The organism is Xanthobacter autotrophicus, from assembly GCF_005871085.1.
GTDB classification, from domain to species: domain Bacteria; phylum Pseudomonadota; class Alphaproteobacteria; order Rhizobiales; family Xanthobacteraceae; genus Xanthobacter; species Xanthobacter autotrophicus.
Map to the genome: position 1 here is coordinate 555,613 of NZ_VAUP01000015.1, position 17,417 is coordinate 573,029.

Annotated in this window: 11 protein-coding genes; 7 read left to right on the forward strand and 4 right to left on the reverse strand. The window is 63.1% G+C overall.

Annotated elements, in window-relative coordinates:
* Window positions 1-233: 233 nt before the first annotated feature.
* Entirely contained in the window at window positions 234-479 is a 246-nt protein-coding gene (locus tag FBQ73_RS07390) for a helix-turn-helix transcriptional regulator (protein ID WP_138398821.1), read from the reverse strand.
* Between the two features lie 119 nt (window positions 480-598).
* Here FBQ73_RS07390 and FBQ73_RS07395 point away from each other — a divergent pair, with 119 nt between their 5' ends.
* The 7 genes from FBQ73_RS07395 to FBQ73_RS07425 all read left to right on the forward strand — a co-directional run bounded on the left by FBQ73_RS07395 (window position 599) and on the right by FBQ73_RS07425 (window position 13,359).
* The gene (locus tag FBQ73_RS07395; protein WP_138398822.1) at window positions 599-1,243 is read left to right on the forward strand and encodes a hypothetical protein; all 645 of its coding nucleotides are present in this window, start codon (window positions 599-601) and stop codon (window positions 1,241-1,243) included.
* Window positions 1,244-1,454: 211 nt separating this feature from the next.
* A protein-coding gene (locus FBQ73_RS07400; RefSeq protein ID WP_392567223.1) for an IS3 family transposase occupies window positions 1,455-2,644 on the forward strand; the annotation gives its coding sequence in 2 pieces (ribosomal slippage) (window positions 1,455-1,704 and window positions 1,704-2,644; 1,191 coding nt in all).
* A 163-nt stretch (window positions 2,645-2,807) separates the two neighbouring features.
* Window positions 2,808-5,447 carry a type I restriction-modification system subunit M gene (locus FBQ73_RS07405; protein ID WP_138398824.1) on the forward strand — a complete coding sequence of 880 codons (2,640 nt, stop codon included), beginning with the start codon at window positions 2,808-2,810 and terminating at the stop codon, window positions 5,445-5,447.
* Complete coding sequence (locus tag FBQ73_RS07410; RefSeq protein WP_138398825.1) at window positions 5,440-6,759, forward strand: restriction endonuclease subunit S; 1,320 nt, start codon at window positions 5,440-5,442, stop codon at window positions 6,757-6,759. The genes FBQ73_RS07405 and FBQ73_RS07410 overlap by 8 nt, the downstream gene beginning before the upstream one ends.
* A complete protein-coding gene (locus tag FBQ73_RS07415; protein WP_138398826.1) occupies window positions 6,756-10,013 on the forward strand; it encodes a type I restriction endonuclease subunit R in 3,258 nt (1,085 codons plus the stop codon). Before FBQ73_RS07410 ends, FBQ73_RS07415 begins: the two co-directional genes overlap by 4 nt.
* The gene (locus FBQ73_RS07420; RefSeq protein ID WP_138398827.1) at window positions 10,010-10,711 is read left to right on the forward strand and encodes a M48 family metallopeptidase; all 702 of its coding nucleotides are present in this window, start codon (window positions 10,010-10,012) and stop codon (window positions 10,709-10,711) included. Before FBQ73_RS07415 ends, FBQ73_RS07420 begins: the two co-directional genes overlap by 4 nt.
* Before the next feature lie 383 nt (window positions 10,712-11,094).
* The gene (locus FBQ73_RS07425; RefSeq protein WP_138398828.1) at window positions 11,095-13,359 is read left to right on the forward strand and encodes a CHAT domain-containing protein; all 2,265 of its coding nucleotides are present in this window, start codon (window positions 11,095-11,097) and stop codon (window positions 13,357-13,359) included.
* 595 nt (window positions 13,360-13,954) lie between these two features.
* On the opposite strand, the gene FBQ73_RS07430 is transcribed toward FBQ73_RS07425, so the two are convergent.
* From FBQ73_RS07430 to FBQ73_RS07440, 3 genes are all read right to left on the reverse strand, one after another.
* A complete protein-coding gene (locus tag FBQ73_RS07430; protein ID WP_138398829.1) occupies window positions 13,955-14,983 on the reverse strand; it encodes a mechanosensitive ion channel family protein in 1,029 nt (342 codons plus the stop codon).
* Between the two features lie 123 nt (window positions 14,984-15,106).
* Window positions 15,107-16,024 (reverse strand): MBL fold metallo-hydrolase, encoded by a 918-nt coding sequence (locus FBQ73_RS07435; RefSeq protein ID WP_138398830.1) that lies wholly within the window; start codon window positions 16,022-16,024, stop codon window positions 15,107-15,109.
* 110 nt (window positions 16,025-16,134) lie between these two features.
* The gene (locus FBQ73_RS07440) at window positions 16,135-17,340 is read right to left on the reverse strand and encodes an NAD(P)/FAD-dependent oxidoreductase (protein ID WP_138398831.1); all 1,206 of its coding nucleotides are present in this window, start codon (window positions 17,338-17,340) and stop codon (window positions 16,135-16,137) included.
* Between the last annotated feature and the right edge of the window lie 77 nt (window positions 17,341-17,417).

Below are 17,417 nucleotides of genomic sequence, written 5' to 3' on the forward strand. Positions count from 1 at the left end.
GCCGATGACGCATTATTTCCGCCGTATTTGCTATATCCAGCCTAGGAGGCACGATCGTTGATGCCGTGGGCTCGCGGTCAAAAGCCGCTTCGAGCGCAGCCTCGCTGCCTTCGAACTTACATTTCAAGATGCGAATGGGTGTCCGCTGCCGTGTAGAAACTTCGCAGCGAACCTGTCGTCGAGTTGCACCGAACTCGCAATTATTTGGCGAGTTGTCTGCAACCATCGCGGCCTTATTCAGATACTGCAGGCTTGCGAAAGCGCAGCCCAGCACCGCCCCCATTCTCGGGAATGAACTCGATACCAGTGGCTTCGAGCGACAGTACCAGCGCCTGGATGATCGATGCAGATATCGATGTTGAGCCGCGCTCAAACTGCACAATCGTGCGCAATCCGACCTTCGATAAGTCAGCCAACTCCTGCTGCGAAATATCAAGCAATGCACGCGCGGCACGGATTTGAGCTGGCGTAACCTTCATCAGTCAATATGTCTCGTTTGCGCAAAATGCGCAGATATGCTCATAATGAGAGGCGGCTGAGCGAGTGCTGTCACACTCACCCAGCCTGACCAAAACCCTAGCTGCTTGGAGCTCGGATCATGGCTGATTCTGAGATTACCACGAGTCTGTCCCGGCCATCCCGGAGGGACGTTCTCTCTGCCGCCCTGATGACGATCGGCGGCACCTCCTTCAACAATTCCGCTGCAGCTGCGCCGCAGCATGGTGGCACGACGGACGCCGCAATCCTTGCGTGGAATGCGTGGCGCGCAGCGCATCGGCGGACGCTCGCCCTGTGCCGGAAGCAGCAGCGATTGGAATCCGAGCTCGCGCGGACGATCGGCTTTCCGCAGGCGATTCTGGCTGCAACCGAATTGCCATCACCGGTGCGCATCAACTCCTTGTGGCAGTTCGATGAGCTTGCTGGAGATGTACCATCGCTTTGCACGCGGCGCGCCGAAGTCGCCGCAGTGCTGCGCGCACATCAGCAGCGTTGGGACGACGCGGACCGCGCCATCGGCTACTCCGTCGCTCGGCAGCAAGAGGAGGCGGCTTCCGACGAAGAAGAGCGCCTGATGAAGGGAGTTCTTGCAGCGGAAGCCACGTCTGTGCGTGGCCTCTCCACGAAGCTCGACGTGCTGCTTGCCGTCGGCGCGGATGGCGCCGAGGGGCGGCATTTCCCGTGGCCGGAGCTGCGGCGCATCCGTAGGGATGCTGCCCGTTTAGTGCAACTGCAGCGGCCGTAGCCGATCGCCTTCACTGCTTGAAACAGTGCTCGCGATGTCAGCGCACGAGGTGGGGGCGCGGACAATCGAACATCCGTTGCGGTGTAATGGCATGCCTGCTCAAGTTGATGAACGCGCGCTCGCCATCGGCATCGCTGGCATGCCGGCTGACGTTGCCCCTCGGGCTTGATCCGGTTTGAAGTTCGTTCTGGCCCATTGAGAGGACCAGAACATGAAGCGCAGCCGCTTCTCGGAAGAGCAGATCATCGCGATCCTGAAGGAACAGGAATCGGGTGTTTCGGTCGCCGATCTCTGCCGCAAGCACGGTGTGAGCGACGCCAGCATTTACAAGTGGAAGGCGAAGTTCGGCGGGATGGACGTGTCGGAGGCAAGGCGCCTTCGGACGCTGGAGGACGAGAACGCCAAGCTGAAGCGGATGCTGGCCGATGCGATGCTCGACAATGTCGCGCTGAAGGATCTGCTGGGAAAGAAGTGGTGACGCCCGCTGCCGAGCGCAGAGCTGTCGCGCATCTCGTGCAGCATCACGCGATGAGCGAACGGCGGGCGTGTAAAGCCACCGGCTGTTGCCGCATGACGGTCCGCTACCAAGCCGCGCGCCCTGACGATGGCGTCTTGCGCGAGCGCATGAAGGCCATGGCAGCCGAGCGCCGCCGCTTTGGCTATCGGCGCCTGCACGTGCTGCTGCGGCGGGAGGGCTTTGCGGTCAACCACAAGCGGTTGTTCCGGATCTATCGCGAGGAGCGCCTGATGGTGCGCCGGCGCGGTGGCCGCAAGCGGGCCATGGGGACGCGGGCGCCCATCCTGACGCCGCTCGCGCCCAACGAACGCTGGTCGCTCGACTTCGTCAGCGATCAGTTCACCGATGGCCGGCGCTTCCGTATCCTCACCATCGTGGATGACTGCACGCGGGAATGCGTCAGCCTGCTGGCCGATACCTCGCTCTCCGGTCTGCGCGTGGCGCGGGAGTTGGATCGCCTCATCGCGGAACGCGGCCGGCCGACGATGATCGTCAGCGACAATGGCAGCGAGTTCACCAGCAACGCGATCCTGGCATGGGCGGATCAGGCCCGCGTCGAATGGCACTATATCGCGCCCGGCAAGCCGATGCAGAACGGCTTCATCGAGAGCTTCAATGGCCGTCTGCGAGACGAACTGTTGAACGAAACGCTGTTCTCGTCCCTGTCACAGGCCCGGACCGCCTTGGCCAACTGGCGATCAGACTACAACACCGAACGCCCTCACTCCCAGCTCGGGTGGCAGACGCCGTCTGTCTTCGCCTCGACCTTCACCCCGCGACGGGCCCTGGCGCCGCGCTATGCGACAAGCACAGCGCCAGAGCCCCTCGCTTCACCAGCCCGGACGGGCTCCGCAACCGCCGGAAACGAACTCAGCGCTGGATAAAAGCTGGGGGCAACGTCACGGCAGATCCTCGCGTCGAGGTCATTCGACTGATGGCGCAGTGTCGTATGGTGACCGACGTTGCGACCCATGCGAACCAAGGAGACCACCAAGAGCGGCCTTCCCATGCCTCGACATTCGCACGTGTTCTATGTCATCTGCCCGCATGGCCAAGCTGACCCTCTCCCAACTAACTAGCCTCCTTTTCAAGGCGTGCGACGAGCTTCGCGGCAACATGGATGCCTCGGAGTACAAGGAGTACATCTTCGGGGTCCTGTTCGTGAAGCGGTGCAGCGACCTCTTCGACCAACAACGCGAGAAGCTCACAGCCAGCTTGCGCGCTCATGGCCTTGAAGGCGAAAAGCTCCGGGCCCTGCTGGAAAGTCGCGACCAATACACCTTTTACGTCCCCCCTGAATCGCGCTGGGCGACAATCCGCCATCTGAAGAAGGACGTCGGCAACGGGCTCAATACGGCGTTGGGCGAGCTGGAGCGGCACAACAAGGACCAGCTAGAGGATGTGCTCGAACACATCAGTTTCAACCGCAAGATTGGGCAGCGCACGCTCAGCGACGACACGCTGGTCGACTTCATCCAGGTGTTCGAGAGAATCCCCCTGCGCGATGAGAACTTCGAGTTCCCGGACCTCCTTGGCGCCGCCTACGAATACCTGATTAAATATTTCGCCGACTCGGCCGGGAAGAAGGCGGGTGAGTTCTACACGCCCGCCGATGTGGTGCGCACAATGGTTGAGATCGTCGATCCGCAGCCGGGTATGAGCATCTATGACCCAACGGCCGGCTCGGGCGGTATGCTGATCCAGTCACGCGACTACGTCCGCGACAACGGTGGCAACCCGAACGACCTCTCGCTCGCCGGACAGGAATCGCAGGGCACGACTTGGTCGATCTGCCGGATGAACATGATCCTGCACGATATCCACTCGGCAGACATCCGGCAGGAAGACACGCTGGCCAAGCCTCAGCACCGGACTGAGGACGGCGAGCTAACCCGCTTCGATCGCGTGCTCGCCAACCCGCCGTTCAGCCAGAACTACAGCACCGCCGAGATGGAGTTCAAAGGCCGATTCGTGAAGTGGATGCCGGAAAAGGGCAAGAAGGCCGACCTGATGTTCGTCCAGCACATGCTAGCGGTGCTCAAAAGCAGCGGGCGCATGGCGACGGTGATGCCGCACGGCGTTCTGTTTCGCGGCGGCGATGAAAAAGAGGCGCGGGAATATTTCATCAAGCAGGGCTGGCTCGATGCGGTCATCGGCCTGCCGCCGAGCCTGTTCTACGGCACCGGCATCCCCGCCTGTATCCTGGTGATGAATAAGGCGAACGCGGCAGCGCGAAGGGACGTGCTGTTCATCAATGCCGACCGCGAGTACGGCGAAGGCAAGGCGCAGAACTTCCTGCGGCCCGAGGACATGGCGAAGATCGTGGACGTCTATCGCCGGAGGCAGAACGTGCCCGGCTATGCCCGCGTCGTGCCCATTGCGGAGATCGAAGCCGAAGAGTTCAACTGCAACATTCGCCGCTATGTCGATAACGCTCCTCCGCCCGAGCCGCAGGACGTGCGCGCGCACATTCACGGCGGTGTGCCGGTGGCGGAAGTCGATGCGCTGGACCGGTTTTGGCGGAACTACGATGGCCTGCGCGAGGCTTGTTTCGCGCCGCGCAGCGGTGATGCGGCCTATTGCGACTTCGCCGCCGCCGTCACCACCCGACGCGACATCGCCGAGCTGGTGAAGGGGCACCCCGGCGTCCTGGCCGCACATTATGAATTTATGAGCCGGTTGGAGGCATGGTGGCAGGCGACCGAGCCCGCCATCGCCCAGCTCGCGCCGGCGGATGCGGCGGCGGGAGGCCGCGGCGGCAACGTCTATGCGCTGCGCCGGGCTTTGGTGGGCGACATCGATGCGGCCTTTGCCGACCAGACCCTGCTCACCCCTTTTCAGATTCGCGGCGCGATGGCACGCTATGTCGATGGCCTGAAGACCGACCTGAAGTCGGTGGCCGCGAGCGGCTGGGGTGCGGAGCTGATCCCCGACGACGAAATCCTGCAGAGCGAGTTTCCGGAGCTGGTCGAGGAGCTGGCGGCGAAGCGCGCCCGGATCGACGAGGTGCAGGCCCTCTTCGCGGCGGCCGACGAGGAGGGCTATGAGGACGAGGATGACGGCGGCGTTCTCGCTTCGGCTGAGGTGCGGCGACTGAAGGACCTCATCAAGACGCGAGGGGCAGAACTGAAAGCGCTGCTCAGGGCGGCGCTAGGGGCCGCCCCTGATCTGGTTGCCGAACTCGGGCTGCCCAAAGGCGCAGCGAAGCTCGGGAAGCTGGGCGATCCCGATTTCGTGGCCGTGCACAGGCTGGCGGCGGCGGCCCGCAAGGCGGCCAGCCCCTCGCACTTCGCCGAGCCGATTGTGGCCTTAGCGCAGCGGGGGCAGGCGATGATGGATGTGCTGGCCGATGCGGAAGGAAAACTGGCCCGGCACAAGGCGCTGGAGGACGAAGCTAAGGCGCTGAAGGCGGAACTGCGGGCGGCGGAGAAGAAGCGGGAGGAACTGGTGGCCGCCGCGCGTGAGAAGATCACCCCGGACGTCGCGCGAAGCCAGATTCTCGCTCGATTCCGCAACACCCTGTTCGAAACCTATCGCGCCTATCTCGATGCGGAACGGAGGGCGGTGACGGCGGCCATCGAGAATCTGCACGACAAATATGCGGTGACGGTGCGGGATATCGAGCGCCAGCGAAGCAAGGCGGCAGCGGCGCTGGATGCTTATCTGAAGGTGCTGAGATATGTCTGAGCACCTTCCGTTCGGGTGGTCTCTTAAGCCGCTTGGAGACCTGGCGCAGGTCATCAGTGGCGGAACGCCATCAAGAAACGTGCCCCGCTTCTGGGAAGGCGGAACGATCCCTTGGATCACTCCCACGGATATAACGGCTACCCCTGGAAAATACATCTCGGAAGCCAAATACAGGATCACGAAGCTAGGACTTTTGAGTTGCTCTGCCAGCTTGCTGCCACCCGGCAGCATCCTCATGACGTCCCGTGCGACGCTTGGTGAAGCGAAGATTTCCACCATGACATCTTGTACCAATCAGGGCTTCAAATCGCTGGTGGCGAACAAAGGTGTATCGAACGAGTTCCTCTATTACCAGATGCAGCGTACCAAGCAGGCATATGCACGGTACGGTTCAGGTAGTACCTTTCTGGAAGTTGGCAAAAAGGACACCGTAGCTTTCCCAGTGTTGATTCCGGATGAAGCGAGCCAAGTCGCAATCGCTAAAGTCCTCGCGCTCGTCGACGCCCAGATCGAGGCGACGGAGGCGTTGATTGCCAAGCAGGAGCGGGTGCGCGCCGGCTTGATGCAGGACCTGTTCACGCGCGGGGTCGACGAACACGGCCAGCTCCTCCCGCACCGCCAAGAAGCCCCGCACCTCTACCACGAGACAGAACTCGGGTGGCTGCCTCAGGGGTGGAAGGCGCCCGAATTGGAAAGCCTTCTGGCGGATATTCCGACACCCATGCGAAGCGGACCATTCGGCAGCGCGCTTCTGAAGCACGAGCTGGCTGCTGCCGGCATTCCATTTCTCGGTATCGACAATGTTCATGTAGAGCAGTTCAAACCCGATTTCATCCGCTTTGTTACGCCTCAAAAATTCGCAGAACTATACCGATATCGTGTTCTGCCCGATGATGTAGTCATCACGATTATGGGTACAGTTGGTCGCTGCTGCGTGATTCCTCACGGCTATGGCGAAATGCTCTCGTCTAAGCACCTCTGGACGATGACCTTCGATCAGTCGAAAGTGCTTCCGGAGCTGGTTTGCTGGCAGTTGAATCACGCGCCTTGGGTACTTTCGCGGTTCCGGGCGAAGTCCCAGGGAGGGATCATGGACGCAATCCAATCGTCTACGCTTAAGGAACTGCGGCTGCCTCTGCCCCCGCCCCCTGAACAATCCAAGATCGTCCGAATTTATCGTGAAGCGACGTCCCATCTTCAAGCGATGCGAGACGAAGTTTCCAAATTGACACTCAAGAAGTCCGGCCTGATGCAGGTTCTGCTTACGGGCAAGGTTTCGGTCGCACCGCTGCTTGAAAGTATCGCCGCATGAGCGAATACGCCCATGTCGAAAAGCCGTTGCTGACCCAGCTTGCAGGGCTGGGCTGGACGGTGATCGACCAGGGCTGCCAGACGATCCCGCAGAACCCGGCGGTATCGCTACGGTCGAGCTTTCGCGACCTTATCCTGCCGCAGGTGTTCCGCGAGAGCGTGCGGGCGCTCAATACCCTGCCCGATGGTCGCGAGTGGCTCACCGAACGGCAGTTAACTGGCCTGATCGATGATATCTTCCGCCAGCCGGGCAAGGGTCTGCTTGACGCCAACGAGGCGGTTCAGGCGCTGTTGTTCAAGGCACAGGTGGACCGCAACGAGCTGACCGGGGAGAAGGACCCCACCGTCCGCCTGATCGATTTCGCTCGTCCGGAGCGCAACAGCTTCCATGCCATCAACCAGTTCCGGGTCGACACGCCGGGATGCGTGAAGGGCTTTATCATCCCCGACGTGGTGCTGTTCGTGAACGGCCTGCCGCTGGTGGTGATCGAAGCCAAAATCGGCGACGCCAACACGGCAAACCCGATGCACGAGGCCTTCGTGCAGCTGCAGCGCTATCGCGATGCCCGGCCCGACACCGCCCGCGCCGGTCTGCGCGAGGGCGAGCCGAAGCTGTTCTATCCCAACCTCGCCGTGATCCGCACCTGCGGCGAGGCGGCGGAGTTCGGCACCATCAGTTCCGCTCCCGAACACTTCTACGGCTGGCGCAACGTGTGGCCGGAACAGTTCGCCGCGATCACCCCGTCACTGGGCGAGGTCCGCGCGCAGGAGGAACTGGTACAGGGCCTGCTCAACCCGCACTGCCTGCTCGACATGCTGCGCACCTGCTCGGTCTTCATGGACCTGCCGAACGGCAAGCGGGTGAAGGTGCTGGCCCGCTATCAGCAGCACCGCGCAGCCCACCGGATCGTCGCGCGTCTGCGCAGCGGCGAGACGCCGATGGAGCGAAGCGGCGTGGTCTGGCATACGCAAGGGTCGGGCAAGTCGCTCACGATGGTCTTTGTCGGCCGGATGCTGCGGGCCAGCCGCGACCTGAACGACATGAAGATCGTGATGGTGGTGGACCGTGCCGATCTGGAGGACCAGCTTGCCAGTACCGCGAAGCTGATCGGCGGGAAGATCAACCTCGTCGACAGCCGTGCCGCCGTGCGCGATGTGCTCGCCTCTCCCGCCTCCGACGTGAACATGGTGATGGTCCACAAGTTCGTGGAGATGAAGGACGACCTGCCCGACAGCTTGCGCCAAAAACTCGGGCGCTATGCCCCGCCGCCCAGCGCCGAGAGCTTTGGCGTCGTCAACGGTTCCGCGCGCATCCTCATCATGGTGGACGAGGCGCACCGCACGCAGGGGTCGGACATGGGGGACAATCTGTTCGAAGCGTTCCCCAATGCCGCCCGCGTCGCCTTCACGGGCACCCCGCTGATCACCGAGCGGCATGGCGGCAAGCGGACGGTGAAGCGCTTCGGCGAGTATATTGACACCTATAAGCTGATGGATTCGGTGGAGGACGGGGCAACCCTGCAAATCCTCTATGAAGGCCGCACCGCCAACACCGCTCTGCGCGACAAGGCCGAGTTCGACACCGCATTCGAAGACCTCTTCGCGGAACGCTCGGCCGAGGACCTGCTCGCCATCAAAAAGAAATACGGCGCTACCGGAGACATCCTCGAGGCGGAAAGCCGTATCGGCGCCATCGCCCGTGATCTGGTCGGCCATTACGTCGACAACATCCTGCCCAACGAATTCAAGGCACAGGTCGTCTGCCACTCTAAACTCGCCGCCGTGCGATATGGCCGCGCGTTGCGCGAGGCCTTGAAGGAACGGCTGGAAGCGGAACACGCTAAGCCGGATCCGGACGCTGACCTCATCCGCCGCATCGCCTTCCTCAAGGTGGCGGTCGTTGTTTCGGCGGACGCCACCAACGAGCCCGCCGAAATCACCGCTGCGCGCAGGGAATCACGGGAGCTTAATGCGGTCGAGAATTTCTGCAGGCCGTTCTGTTTGGACGACCATGACAAGGTCAATACGGGCATCGCCTTCCTCGTCGTCTGCGACATGCTGCTGACAGGCTTCGACGCGCCTATCGAGCAGGTCATGTACATCGACAAGCGGCTGAAAGAGCACAACCTGCTGCAGGCCATTGCCCGCGTGAACCGGGTGGCGCAAGGCAAGCAGCGCGGTTTCATCGTCGACTATATCGGCCTCGCCAACCATCTCACCGACGCGCTGAAGATCTACGCCACCGAAGACCTCGCGGACCTGCAGGCCGGGTTGAAAAATCTGACCTCGGAAGTACCTATTCTCGAAGAACGCTATCGTCGGCTACTCCAGCATTTCCAAGGGTTAGGTGTGCACGACATCGAGGCCTTCCTGTCGGGCACCCTCGGCAAACCCGACGAGGACGTTCGCGTGATCCACAAGGCTGTTGACGCACTCGAACCCATTAAGGCGCGAGCGGACTTCGAGGTTTATCTCAAGAAGTTCCTGATGAGCCTCGATCTCATCCTGCCGGGCGCAGCCGCGCATCCGTATCGCGGACCCGCGAGGCGCCTAGGCTATCTGATGCGCACGACGAAAGAGCGGTTCAAAGACGATTCCATCGATTTCGCGGGGGTCGGCGAAAAGGTCGCCGCGCTGATCAACAAGCACCTGATAGAGTTGGGTATCGATCCTAAAATCCCCCCGGTCGAACTACTGGACCCGGACTTTGTCGAGCAGGTGACGGGTCACGCGCAGGGAAGCGCTCGGGCAAAGGCGAGCGAGATGGAGCACGCCATCCGCAAGCACTGTACCATCCATTTCGACGAGGACCCGGCCTTCTTCAAGCGGATGAGCGAGAAGCTCGACACGCTGATTGCCAAGCATGGCGAAGACTGGAAAGCTCTAGCCGAGCGTTACGAAGAACTGCGGTCGGAAATCAAGGCGGGACGCAGTGGCGTAATAGCCGAGCACCCGCCTGAAGTGGTGGTGTTCCGTGACAACCTCTACGATCTGATTGGTGACGGGGCCGCGATTTCGGCAGAGGATGCTGCCCTGCTGGACGCGCTGTCTACCCGGCTTGTCGACGTCATCCGTGACTCCATTTCGATCATCGATTTTTGGCGCAAACCGGACCAGGTGCGTCGCCTAAGAGCGAATATCGATACCGAGCTGATGGTCTCCGGCATCGGCCCCGTTCAGGACCAGCACCAACGCATCGCCGTGGAGTTGACCAAACTCGCCGAAAAGCGTCACGCGGAGCTGATCTGGTCATGAAGATGTGCGCCCAGGATATCGAATTCACCCTGATCCGCAGCGACCGGAAAACGGCGGACATCGTGATCGAGCGCTCGGGCGACGTGATCGTTCGTGCCCCCGCCGGGCTGGACGACGAGCAGGTGCGCGCAGCCGTCGCCGACCGGGCCTTATGGGTGCATCGCTCGCTTGCGGAATGGGAGGACCTGAATTCCAGCCGCCGGCACCGACCTTTGGTCCAAGGACAGGGCTTCTTCTATCTCGGTCGCTCGTATCGATTGAAGTTCGTCACTGATGCCGACGTTCCATTGCGCCTCAAAAACGGTCAGTGGGAATTGTCGGGAGCCTTCTTTGGTCGGGAAGGAGAGGCCGCCACGCGCAAGGCGTTTCGGGATTTCTACATCGCCAAAGGGGTCCAAATTTTTACGGAGCGAGTTCGAAGCCTTGCGCCACTGGTCGGCGTGGCCCCTGGAGAGGTCACAGTTAAGGAACTGGGCTACCATTGGGCCTCATGCGGCGTCGGTGGTGCGCTAAACTTTCATTGGAAGACCGTGATGGCCCCCCAAACCGTCATTGACTACATCATCGTGCACGAACTCTGCCACCTTCACCACCGAGATCACTCGGACGCATTCTGGAACGAGGTTGACAAGGTTTTGCCGCGATACAGGGAGCGGAAGCAGTGGCTTAGGATCAACGGAGCTGCACTCGATTTGTAGACCCGTAGGCAGCGACACCCGCCGACTATCGGCGGGTGTCGCTGCATTTATGTGGATAACAGCGGCCATCGGGGATGTTCGACGGGGTGTTTTCGGCAAAGCCGTGATTGTCGCCATTCAGTCGCTCCCCGGATATCTGCCCCGTTTGTCCAACTTGCGCGAGTGCTTGATCAAACGGTAACAACTGGAACCTATCCTCCATTCCCGGCGGCTACAGCGAACGACAAGTCCCGCAGTGGCAGAGTAAGGGGTGACGCGTACCGTCACCCACGCCACGGAGCGGCGGTCGCGGGCGGCTAGCGCGGGAGGCGCCATCCGAGGTCTTCCGAGCCAATCAGCGGCCCGTGTTATCGTTAGGCGTCTCTTCGCTTGAAAGTCGAATCATGCCGAGCCGCGCTCCGGGCGATGACGAATCCCAGCCCTCAGGCGCCCTGCGGCTGGTTCGCCCCGAAATCCGTTATTTCGTGATCGTACCCGAAGACGATCCGGGAGCGGCCAGCGCGCTGCAAGGGTTCTCGCACGGCATCACTAGGGTCGACAACTTGGTTCGCTCGCTGGTCCATCTCCCGGCCGATGTCGTCGAATTCGCGCTACCCGAGCCCGTTCTGTCTGGCCGCCGGGTCAACGGCGTCGCATCATGGCACTGGATGCCCGTCGCGCTCTACGCATTGACGGAGCTAGTCGTCTCCGCCGAGATGCCGTTTTGGGTGATGCTCACGCATGATCCGGCGGTCGCCTCCGCGGTCGACGCTTGGATCGCGACCCAGCACTACAAGCCGCTCCACATAAGCGAGGCGGCAGGCCCAGGCCGCGCCAATGCCCACACGGTTGACCCCGACCAATTGCGGGACCATTTCCGTGCGCTCCTCGCCCAAGTCGCCGCGGACGAGCCCGAGCTTGAGCGCCGGCTGGTCAGTGAAGGTCTTGAACACTGGAAAGGACGCCCGGCGCGCGACTTCCCCGTACCGGTACCTGGGCACAATGTAACCATGTCAAACGTCATGGCGCTGCAAGGAATCGGGTTCCGCTTCGTCGACGCCGGGCCGGAGATTCCCGCCGACCCCGAAGACTATCAGCGGTGGATCGCCGAAACTGCCAACGCCGTGCTCGACGAACGCCAGCGCTCGTACCGCTCGCCCGCACTGCGTACGACGCCTGCGCAGCCCGACCTGTACGTGACCGCCCCCGCGCTCTTCGCCCACGTCTATGAAGGCGGGTTTGATTTCCCCAAGGACGCGAACGGTCGCGCCGTGCGCGATATGCTGCAGATGATGCAGCGCCAGACCGGCTACCGCCTGACCGGGGCCGGCCGGGCCTGGGCCAGCAGCCTCAAGAGCCCGCTAGCGCAGGCGCTGCTGGCGATGCGGCGCAGCGAAACACAGATCCAGGTAGCAGCGGCGGGCCTGGCCGCGGCCGGTACCCTCTCGGCCACCGTGCGGTTGCCGCCCGGGGTCAACCGCGCGCAAGGCACCGTGCGCCAGATGGCCAACCATGCGCGCTCGGAGAAGATCAAGCCGGCGGCTAAGCTAGTTAAGACCTTCGCCGACGTGCAGCACCGGTTGAACGAGGCGGTCGGCTCCACGCTCGGCGCGGTGATCGCGCGCTCTGAAACCGGGGTGAAGCTGGTCACCGACGTGCCGCTCGAATGGCTGCCTGTCGGCAACTTGCCGCTGATGCTGCGCCACAACGTGTCGCGGATTACCGCGACGCCCGGCAATCTGCTGATCGGCACGCTCGCGCGATCACAGCTCCTCCACCTCTCTGTAGAGGCGTTCCGCGAAGTATTGGTGATCTCGGCGATCGACCGCGAGGATCCGATCGCCAACGTGCTGCTCGATGCACTTGAAAGCTGGCGCGATGGCTATGAGGGCAGGATCACGTTGCGGATCGTGCGGGTGCAGACGCGCGCGGCGTTCGTCGCCGCGATGAACGCCTATCGCGGCGCGGTCATGATCTTCGACGGCCATGGCCACCACGACCAAGCGAGCGGCACCGCAACGCTCAAGATCGGTAAGGAAGACGTTTCGATCTGGGACCTCCGCGACGAGATCCATGTCCCACCGATCGTGATCCTCAGCGCCTGCGACACGCAGGCGGCCGACCGCTCGCACGCGACCACGGCGAACGGGTTCCTGAGCGCCGGCGCCACGACGGTGGTAGCCAGCCTGCTGCCGCTTCGCGCGGCGGATGCCGCGGTGTTCATCGCTCGGCTGGTCTGGCGGATCGCCGAGTATCTGCCGGCAGTGACCGGGCCCAATGGCCGCGCGGTGTTGTGGAGCGAGGTTATGGGCGGCATGTTCCGGTTGCTGCTCGTTTACGACCTCATCTTCCCGTTGCTCACGGCCGGCAAGCTCACTTTTGCGCAGTACTCGGAGCTGAACATGGCGGCAATCATCGCAACCACCAACCAAGATCCCAATTGGTGGGACGCTACGCTGACTTCGCTCGGCGAACATCTCAGCGAGGACAGCGGTACGATCGCAAAGCGCGCCGCGCGTACGGTCGCATCCTCGGACGCGATCCGCTACACCCAAGTCGGCAATCCCGAACTTATCGTAATCAAGTCGATCGCGTTGCTTGAGGAGGTGGGTTACGATCCACGGGAGTTCGGGCGGTTCGTCACAAAGCCGTCCGTTGAGAAACAATGATGTGAGAGCGGCCGCGAGCCGAGCTTTCCTGGCGGTCGCGCCACGTACAGATGGCAGTTCTTGGAATTAGCTTGATAGGCGCCGCATAACCGCAATGGCGCGGCTCGATATACCGCGTGGTGCATGCATTGATTGGGCCACAGAAGGAAATCTGCAAGTTGGCGGAGCGATCGGGATTCGCACCAGACCGAAGCGCGCGATTCGAAAGAATTTACTCATTGACGTAGGACCCGAGGCATGTTGGGCGCCAACGGCGCTCAAACCCACTCCTCGGCGCTTTTTAAACCATTGAAATCTCAATGACATAGGTGTTCGTAGTTTCACTCTGGTCGGCGCGCCAGCACCGCCGATTGTTCTCCGCGGTGCGAGGTAGCCGCCGGAAGGCCTCCAGAGCAAAGGGCAGCGAATAGCCGCGCCAACAATCCCTGCTGCCCAAAGAGTTATTGCGCTGGCACCCCTAATGTCGTGGCTTCTATCATATGGGAAGCCGACGAAGGCTGACGCCGGAAGCTGCGCAGCGTCACGCTGGCGGACCTTGCAGACATACTGTTGCGAGACACGCGTCCGGCCGACGGCGAGGATACTTTCATCGGTTCTAAGGCGCGCCGGGCGAGCGCGATTTGGCACGGGGGGCGAAAGCCTCGCCGCGCGTTGTCGCCGGCACGTACACGAGGCTTTGTGTGGGCAAGGCCAGGGAATGCCCACCTGCTTCGCAGTGGTTGTAGATGAGGTCGATGATCTCGTTCTTGGCAGACGTTCCCATGGCGAGGCTGGCGACGCGGAACTGCAGTTCCACGTCGATCGCGACGGCGTCGATGGACGTCAGCGCAACAGCCGGCGGCGGATCCTTCACGATGCAGTTGCTGGCTTGCAGCACGGACCGCATCGCCTCCTCGATCCGGCGCGGCCGCTGCACGGCAGCGAAACGCACGCCCAATGTGATCTGATGCGTTTCGTCGGGACGGCTGAGGCTGGTCAAGCCCTGTCTTGCCAGCATGCTGTTGGGCAGCACGACGATATTGTTCGCCCCGGTCAGCAGATTGGTCGAGCGCCAGTTGGTTTCGATGACACGGCCAGCGGTGCCATCGCTCAGCTGCACCCAGTCGCCTATCGCATAGGCCTTGCCGAGTGTCAGCGCGATGCCGGAAAAGACATCGCCGAGCGTATTCTGGAGTGCCAGACCCAAGATGACGGCGACCACGCCCGAGGTCGTCACCAGAGTGGCGATAGGCATGCCGAACACGAAGCCCATCACCGACAGCGCGACGCCGAGATAAATGACGGCAACGGCCATATCCAAGATGAGATGTGCTTCTCGCGGCTTGCGATTGAGCCTGATGTAAATGTGGATGAGGCCGATGATTGTCCACGCGAGATGGGTCCACCAAAGAACCCTGGCGGACTTCGACAGCAACGCGGCGAAACCCTCCGTGTAGACGTCATCGGGCTGATGCGGCGCGATGCCTCCCGTGTAAAGAACGAGGCTCATGGCGGCGAAGAACAGGATCTGGACGATCAGGCGACCTGTCGGGCGGCTGCGGCCCTGAACGTGCCAGACGACGATGCCGGCAATGCCCAGGATGTTGATCAGGGCAAGCGGCAGGTAGTGGTCATCGCCAGACATGGGAGAGATTCGCCGGGATTGCTTGCGGTAGACGGCACCGGCCGAGCCGGAATGATGGCGGGATCGGGCGTCCCGGAGCATCTCCGCATTTAGCGCAGAGATGCTCCGGTCGGCGCCAGGCGCTCAGTAGTCCCAGAAGACCGGAACCCAGCGGAAGTGGTCGCCCTCGACCGCTACATGGCCGACGGACGGGAACGGCAGGTGGGTGGCCACCAGCGATGATTCCGTAGCCGCCAGTTCCTTCAAGAGACGGACCCGGACGCGGGCGGCCTCTTCGGGGTCATGTTCGAAGCCGTTGTACCATTCGGGGTGTTCGAACCCGACCGCGAACACGGCGTCGCCGGCGAACATCAGCCGGTCGCCGCCGGACGCCACGCGGACCACGCTGTGGCCGGGGGTGTGGCCACCGGTGCGAGAGACGACCACGCCCGGCGCCACCTCGGACTCCTCATCGAACAGCCGCAGATGGCCCTGATACTCTTTGGTGAACCGCTTCGCGGCGGCTCGAAGCGCATCCGGGAACCCCGGCGGCATGTCGACGTGGGAGAAATCGGGCGCCTTCCAGAACTCAACCTCGGCGGCGGCCACATGGATCCGCAGATCCGGACGCAGCCGCTCCTTCACTCCGTCGATGAGCAGCCCGCCGACATGATCCATGTGCATGTGGGTCAGGACCACGTCGGTCACGGCGGCCAGGTCGATGCCGACAGCCGCGAGCCGCTTGATCAGCTGCCCGGCCCGCGGCAGGTTCAGGTCCGGGTCGAGGCCCAGCCCGGCGTCGACGAGGATGGTCTGCCCGCCGCTGCGGACAACGACCACGTTTAGCGCCCAGTCGAAAGCCTCGGTCGGCAGGAACATATCGTTCAGCCAGGCCGCCCGTGCCGCCGGCTCGGCGTTGTGTCCCAGCATCTTCGTCGGAAGCGGCAGCACGCCGTCGCTGACGATCAGCACCTCGATCTCGCCGACCCGCACCGCGTAGCGCGACGGCACCAGTTCTTCGTGTCCCGTTCGACGGGGAGCGGAAGTGTTTTGCACGTTCATGTTTGCCTCCTGAGGTGGTGGAACCGACTGGGTCGGCTCCGCCGATGGAATGGGTTGTCGTGAGGATCAGCTCGCAGCCGCGGATGCGGCACGCGCGGCATTGGTCGCGCCTAAAGGTCGGTGACACGCTCGGGCTCCGCCGAGGCGAGGGCGACGTCGCGTTGGGCACGGGGCGGGTAGATCCACACTGTGTTGATCTCCCGCTTCAGCTTCTTGGCCTCGGCGCCCACGAACTCGACCTGGCGGTCCCAGCCGCGCGTGAACAGCGCGCCAGCGTCGCCGAGGTCGAGGCAGGTCACATAGGCTTCCTGGTGGTAGGGAATGGTCGGCACGCCCAGCAGTTCAGCCGCGGCGTTGTGGCCGGCGAAGGCGCCCATGCGGGTGGCGTGCTGGCAGGACATCAGAGCGTAATTTCCGACGTTGTCGCGCGGCGCCTTGGCGGCATCGCCGGTGGCGAAGACGCCGCCCACGCCCGGGACGCGCAGGGCGCGGTCGACGAGCAGCCGGCCGAGATTGTCGCGCTCGGCCGGGATCTGCTGGGTCAGCGGCGCGGCGCGCATGCCGGCGGCCCAGATCACCGTCGCGCTCTCGATGCGCTCGCCGCCGGTGAGCGTCACGCCACCTGCATCCACCGAAGCGACGCCGGCGCCGAGCCGGGTCTCCACGCCCACCTTGCGCAGGGCGTTCTCGATGACCGGGCGCGGACCGGCGCCCATGTCGGGCGCGATGTCGTCGTTGCGGTCGACGATGACGACGCGGATAGCGGCCTTGTCGCCGAGAATGGCCCGAAGCCGCGCCGGCATTTCCGTCGCCGCCTCGATGCCGGTGAAGCCGCCGCCGGCGACAACCACCGTGTCACGGGCAGCCGAAACCGGCTGGCGCGCCAGCCCGTGGAGATGGCGGTCGAGGGCGACGGCGTCGTCGAGTTGGTCGACGCTGAACACGTGCTCGGTGAGACCGGGAATGTCCGGGCGAAACAGCCGGCTGCCGGTGGCGAGCACCAGCCGGTCATAAGCCAGAGTCCTGCGCTCGCCGCCGCCGGTGACGATCCCCACCGAATTGGCCCGGTTGTCGACTGTCTCGGCGGTACCCTGCACGTAGCGGACGTCGATCGCCTCAAGCAGTTCCAGAAGGGGCGCCGTCAGCGTCTCGGGCTTGGGCTCGTAGAGCCGCGGGCGAACCACCAGCGTCGGCTGCGGCGCCACCAGCTCAATCTCGAGTTGGTCGGGCGAGATGCCCTGGAGATCGCGCAGGCGCGCGGCGGAAAGGGCGGCATACATGCCGGCGAAGCCGGCACCGACGATGATCAGTCGCATGTGAACTACTCCTGTGAGGGATTCCAGAAGGGCGTAGGCCGCCGCTGCCGCGCCGTTGAACCGGCGAGGCCTTGGGA

Excerpts from the sequence above, each read along its gene's own strand:
- FBQ73_RS07435 (WP_138398830.1), bottom strand. The coding sequence starts at position 16,024 with ATGAACGTGCAAAACACTTCCGCTCCCCGTCGAACGGGACACGAAGAA.
- FBQ73_RS07420 (WP_138398827.1), top strand. The coding sequence starts at position 10,010 with ATGAAGATGTGCGCCCAGGATATCGAATTCACCCTGATCCGCAGCGAC.
- FBQ73_RS07390 (WP_138398821.1), bottom strand. The coding sequence starts at position 479 with ATGAAGGTTACGCCAGCTCAAATCCGTGCCGCGCGTGCATTGCTTGAT.
- FBQ73_RS07410 (WP_138398825.1), top strand. The coding sequence starts at position 5,440 with ATGTCTGAGCACCTTCCGTTCGGGTGGTCTCTTAAGCCGCTTGGAGAC.
- FBQ73_RS07430 (WP_138398829.1), bottom strand. The coding sequence starts at position 14,983 with ATGTCTGGCGATGACCACTACCTGCCGCTTGCCCTGATCAACATCCTG.
- FBQ73_RS07440 (WP_138398831.1), bottom strand. The coding sequence starts at position 17,340 with ATGCGACTGATCATCGTCGGTGCCGGCTTCGCCGGCATGTATGCCGCC.
- FBQ73_RS07395 (WP_138398822.1), top strand. The coding sequence starts at position 599 with ATGGCTGATTCTGAGATTACCACGAGTCTGTCCCGGCCATCCCGGAGG.
- FBQ73_RS07415 (WP_138398826.1), top strand. The coding sequence starts at position 6,756 with ATGAGCGAATACGCCCATGTCGAAAAGCCGTTGCTGACCCAGCTTGCA.
- FBQ73_RS07405 (WP_138398824.1), top strand. The coding sequence starts at position 2,808 with ATGGCCAAGCTGACCCTCTCCCAACTAACTAGCCTCCTTTTCAAGGCG.
- FBQ73_RS07425 (WP_138398828.1), top strand. The coding sequence starts at position 11,095 with ATGCCGAGCCGCGCTCCGGGCGATGACGAATCCCAGCCCTCAGGCGCC.